The organism is Lactobacillus nasalidis, assembly GCF_016587775.1.
GTDB lineage: Bacteria > Bacillota > Bacilli > Lactobacillales > Lactobacillaceae > Lactobacillus > Lactobacillus nasalidis.
Window position 1 is genome coordinate 1 of the sequence record NZ_BOCG01000334.1, and the last position, 4629, is coordinate 4629.

At 52.7% G+C, this 4629-nt stretch carries 4 protein-coding genes and 1 pseudogene; 4 read left to right on the forward strand and 1 reads right to left on the reverse strand.

Features of this window, described 5'->3' with window-relative positions; genetic code table 11:
• From lacNas_RS06330 to lacNas_RS06345, 4 genes are all read left to right on the forward strand, one after another.
• Positions 1–356: hypothetical protein (locus tag lacNas_RS06330; protein ID WP_201346699.1), on the forward strand; the 356-nt coding region annotated here is incomplete at its 5' end.
• A gap of 206 nt (positions 357–562) precedes the next feature.
• Positions 563–1411, forward strand: coding sequence for an aggregation-promoting factor (apf, locus tag lacNas_RS06335; protein ID WP_201331874.1), 849 nt, complete (start codon positions 563–565; stop codon positions 1409–1411).
• 133 nt (positions 1412–1544) lie between these two features.
• Positions 1545–2438, forward strand: coding sequence for an SEC10/PgrA surface exclusion domain-containing protein (locus tag lacNas_RS06340; RefSeq protein WP_201336254.1), 894 nt, complete (start codon positions 1545–1547; stop codon positions 2436–2438).
• A 259-nt stretch (positions 2439–2697) separates the two neighbouring features.
• Entirely contained in the window at positions 2698–4065 is a 1368-nt protein-coding gene (locus lacNas_RS06345; RefSeq protein WP_201331200.1) for an aspartate ammonia-lyase, read from the forward strand.
• Positions 4066–4135: 70 nt separating this feature from the next.
• Here the strand turns inward: lacNas_RS06345 and lacNas_RS06350 are convergent.
• Positions 4136–4629: pseudogene (locus lacNas_RS06350) on the reverse strand (amino acid permease); the annotation flags it as partial.

Here is a 4629-nt window from a genome sequence, read left to right on the forward strand (position 1 = left end):
TGCTGGCCGGATTGCTCCTGCTGGCGGCAGTTTTGCACTTTTTGCCGGCCGCGATTTACAGATACGGCAGCCTGGCCTGGCTGCGCTTTTTGATCCTGGCTGCTGGCCGGCGCAAATTGCCGGCTTATACCGGCCTTGAAAAAGATTATCCGGCCAGACTAGCGGAGAGCTACCAGCTTGACTACGGCCGGACTGCCCGGATGCAGCTGATCCTGCTGCAGGACCGGTTCAGTCCCCGCAAGGCCGCTGGCGGCGATTTGGACTTCGTCAGAAGCTTCTGGAGCGACTTGCGCGGCGCCGTCTACCGGACTGCCCCCTGGTGGCGGAAGCTGCTGTGGAAATTGCTCGGCTGGTGAGCGGAAAACTGAATATTACAAATGTTACAAAAAACTGCTTGCTTGTAATCTCTTCTTAACTGGACCGTTACTTTTTTGCTATCATTTTGAAATTTGGCCCTGTTAACATATAGACTGTCAAATGACACAAGAGCAGCAAGACGGAATTTGCCAAAGGAGTAGTAACTTGGCAGACGAAAGCTTGCGACAAACAAAGGAGAATTTTTTTGAACATCAAAACTAACGTACTTAAATCAGTATTTGCTGCAGGCTTGGCTTTAACTGGCGTGGCAGCGATCAGCTTAGGCACGAACAGTCAAGCAGACGCAGCAACCATCGGTGACAGCGTAACGGTTGACTACATTGATGGACAATCAATTGCAACTTGGTCAAACTACCACACTGCTACGGTAACCGGCTCTGTAAAGGACGGCAGCTCATGGCGGGTAGTTAAGACCGCTCGCGATGCTTCAGGCGAGAAGTGGTACAAGATCGGCCGCCGGCAATGGATCCTGGCCAAGTACACTGCTGAAGCAAACTCAACTAGTTCGACCAGTTCATCAGCAACTGGCACGACTGCTTCAACGTCAACTGCTGCCTCAAGCAGCACGACGACTTCGACCAAGTCAGCTTCTGGTTCAACCAGCAGCTACAAGAGCACCAGCGGCTCAAACAATTACAGCACTGGCTACAGCTCATCAGCAAACAGCTACGGCTACGGCAGTGGCTACAGCTACAGCTACAGTGCAAGCACTGGCTCTTCAGCCAACACGTCCAGCTCAACGAGCTCAACCAGTTCTGCTTCAACGAGCACGACTTCAAGCACGTCCAGCTCAACTTCAACTTCTTCATCATCTGAAGAAGCAGCCAAGGCCTGGATCGCCAACAAGGAAAGCGGCGGCTCATACACGGCTTCAAACGGCAACTACTACGGCAAGTACCAATTGAGCCTGAGCTACTTGAACGGTGACACTTCAGCCGCCAACCAAGAAAAGGTTGCCAACAGCTACGTTCTGAGCCGGTACGGTTCATGGACTGCTGCCAAGGCCTTCTGGGAAGCCAACGGCTGGTACTAATAATCAGCAAGTCAAGAAAGACGGCCCTTTGGGGCCGTCTTTTTTTGGCGGGGACAAATTTTTCAGCGAAAAATAGTCACAAACAAGTTATAATAAAAGAAGCAGGATAGAATTGAGAAACAGAGGTTTACAGATGAAAAAATTTTTCGCAAGTGCAGCGGCAGCTTTGGCAATCGGGACGGTTTTCGCCGCCAGTCAAGTCAAGCCGGCGGAAGCCAGCAGCCGGCAGGCAAGCTTTACCCTGCCTAAGGGCTACACCAAGGCCAACCTGAAGAAGGCCTACAAGTACTCTGCCTTGTCTTCAAGCCAGAAGAAGACCTGGCTGAAAAACAAGAAGAACGCTGCCTGGCTGAAGAAGTGGCGGCAGATCAACGTCAAGGGGATGCAGGCCAACAGCTTTGACCAGGCTTCCTGGTCAGAGAATAGCAAGGACGACAAGACGATCGTCAAATTGACCAATGGCCACTTGACGACCAGCCAGGCCAAGACCCTGGCCGTCTACTCCCTGCGCTTGATCAACCAGGCCCGGACCAAGCTGGGGCTTAAGAAGTGGACCTACAGCAAGGGCACGCAGAAGCTGGCTTTGGAAATTTCCAAGGAATACGTGGCCAACAAGAAGACGATCGCGACCGGCCACTATGTGGCAGGGATCGTCCGGGCCACCAAGCGGGTGGGCCTAAAGTTGCCTGGCAACTACAACTATGTTGAAGACATGGCAGGCTTTAAGGATGGCCAGAAGCTGACGATGACGGCCATGAAGAAGGACATCTACTTCGGTTTGAAGACAATGATGTTCGGCTACCGCTACGCCAACCAGAGCAAGGTTACCCAGCTCAGCCAGTACACTGAATGGGAGCACGCCAGCGATCTGATGAACACGCAGGGCGGCAAGTACGACGGAGACTGGGACTACTACGGCTTCAATGTTTCCTACACCAATGGCACTTACTCCATGCACTACATCGGCGTGCCGTCTCACCTCAAGTGGGCTTACGGCGGCGCTTACTGGGGCAGCTTTAAGGCATAGCATAATACAGATATTATAAAGACCGGGAGACCCGGTCTTTTTTCTTTTGCGGCAGATTGGTTTTGCCGGCCTTGGTTTGGCCACGTTTATTCGTAAATTTTTTCTTCATTGTAAATTAATAATCTAATTTTTGTAAACCCTTTCTAAAAAGATGTCAAAGAAAACGGCTGAGGGTCTTAACATTGGTCTAATTTTAAACTATAGTATTGGCCATAGAAAGAAATCAAAAACAAGAGTAAAAAAACGAGGCAAAAAACAGATGAAAGCAGCAAGCAGATTAGAAGCAGATTCAATTGGCAGTCTTGAAGTTCCTACAGCCGCCTACTATGGCGTTCAAGCCGAACGGGCAGGCCGAAACTTCCAAATCACTGGTTTGCGGATGAACCCGGTTTTTCTCAGCAACCTGACCTTGATAAAAAAGGCGGCTGCAAGCGTCAACCAGGAAATTGGTCTACTCACAAAAGAACAAGCAACAGCAATCAAGACCGCCTGTGACGAAGTAATCGCTGGCAAGTTTGCAGCTGATTTCATCGTCGATCCGATTCAAGGCGGGGCCGGCACCAGCGCCAACATGAACATGAACGAAGTTGTCGCCAACCGGGCAAACGAGCTCTTAGGCAGCAAGCGGGGTACCTATGATCTGGTGCACCCAAACGACCAGGTCAACATGGCGCAGTCAACCAACGACACGATTCCGACTGCCGGAAAGATGACCACGATCTTGCTGAGCGAAAAGCTGGTCGAGAGCCTGGACAAGCTGGAAGCCGCTTTGCGGATCAAGGCTGACGAATTCGCGGACGTGATCAAGATGGGCCGAACCCAGCTGCAAGACGCGGTTCCGATGACTCTGGGCGACAGCTTTGCCGGTTACGCCTCCATGGTGGCCCGCTTAAAGAAGCGGTTGGAAAAAGCCACCCAGGAAATGCACGAGATCAACTTGGGGGCTACGGCCATCGGGACCGGGATCAACGCTTCCCAGTACTATGAAGACCACATTGCCGGCGAATTGAGCAAGCTGTTCGGCTTTGAACTCAAGCAGGCAGACGATCTCTTTGATGCTACGGAAAACCTGGACTCCTTTGTCGAAGTTTCTGGTGCCCTCAAGGCCTGCGCGATCAGCCTGTCGAAGATGTCCAACGACCTGCGCCTGCTTTCCTCAGGCCCGCGCTGCGGCTTCGCGGAAATCAACCTGCCAGCCAAGCAAAACGGCTCTTCAATCATGCCGGGCAAGGTCAACCCGGTGATTCCAGAAGTAGTCAGCCAGGCAGCCTTCCTGGTCTGCGGCCACGACACCACGATCACTATGGCCGCTGAAGCCGGGCAGCTGGAACTGAACGCTTTTGAACCGGTTGTCTTCTACCAGCTGTTTGAATCCTTCACGGCCTTGACCGGGGCGATCGACACCCTGGTAGAAAACTGCATCACGGGCATCACTGCCAACAAGGGCCGCTGCAAGCAGCTCAAGGAAGGCAGCGTCGGCATCGCGACTGTCCTTTGCCCATACCTGGGCTACCAGCTGTCTGCCAAGATTGCCAAGCGGGCTCTGAAAGAAAAGCGCAGCGTCCGCGAGCTGGTTCTGGAAAGCCACTTGATGAGCGCCGAGAAGCTGGACGGCCTGCTGGGGTAAAAATAAAGATATAATCTACAGTTTGGTATAAAAAAAGTACTAGCTAGCAGCTAGTACTTTTTTGCTGTTCTTAACGGTAATTGCTTAAGCGCGGCTTGGCATTCCGGTGCTTCTCGCTGATCCAGCACCAGCCGCCAAACAAGAGGGTCCAGCTGGCCGCCAGGCTGGCACCGAAGACGTCAGCCTTGATGAAGAAGAGGCTGAAGAAGATGACCAGGAAGAAGGCAATGGTCAAAGGACTTGAAAGCTTGTAGAAAGGCATCTTGAAGCCGTCTGCCATGAAGTCGCTGGAAGCGCGGTACTTGCGGTGAGCCAGCATGGCCAGGACGTAGACCAGGATGTACATGTCGCTCGTTGCTCCGGCCACGGTGTTGAAGACTTCCGCGGCAGTGCTTGAGAAGCTCATGATCGGCGCGATCAGAATCAGGGCAACTGAGACCGCGATCCCCGCTGCCGGGACGCCGTTGGCGGAAATTTTGGCGAAACGCTTTTTCAAAAAGGAATCCTTCGGTGCTTCCTCAGCCAGCTGGAAGAAGTGGCGGCCGGCTGAAAAGATGCCCGAGT